This window comes from Pseudomonas tremae (assembly GCF_001401155.1).
In the GTDB taxonomy this organism is placed as follows: domain Bacteria; phylum Pseudomonadota; class Gammaproteobacteria; order Pseudomonadales; family Pseudomonadaceae; genus Aquipseudomonas; species Aquipseudomonas tremae.
This window is the reverse complement of record NZ_LJRO01000105.1, coordinates 1-322: the sequence shown is the minus strand read 5'-3', so window position 1 is coordinate 322 and position 322 is coordinate 1. Positions and strand designations below refer to the sequence as shown.

1 protein-coding gene is annotated in these 322 nt (G+C 59.0%); it reads left to right on the top strand.

The genetic code is table 11. The annotated features are described in order from the left end of the window. Window positions 1–250: urease accessory protein UreG (locus ALO43_RS08205; RefSeq protein WP_162235578.1), on the top strand; the 250-nt coding region annotated here is incomplete at its 5' end. Window positions 251–322 lie beyond the last annotated feature (72 nt).

Genomic DNA, 322 nt, shown 5'->3' with positions numbered 1-322 from the left:
CGTCATCGACGTGGCAGGCGGTGATGATATTCCGCGCAAGCGCGGCCCCGGCGTCTTGAACTGTGACCTGCTGGTGGTCAACAAATATGACCTGGCGCCTTATGTGGGCGTTGATCTGCCACGCATGCGGCGCGAGTCTGTCGAGGCCAGGAGCGGCAGGCTGGTACTGTTTACCAATTGCGGCACGGGTGACGGAGTGGATGAAGTGGTCGAAGCCATCAGCCGCGCCGTACTGTTTGACCGCCCATGAACGCCCACTCGTCGTTGCTGCCCGTCTGTAAAAAACCCACGGCACATATTGCCCTGTCTCTTATACACATCT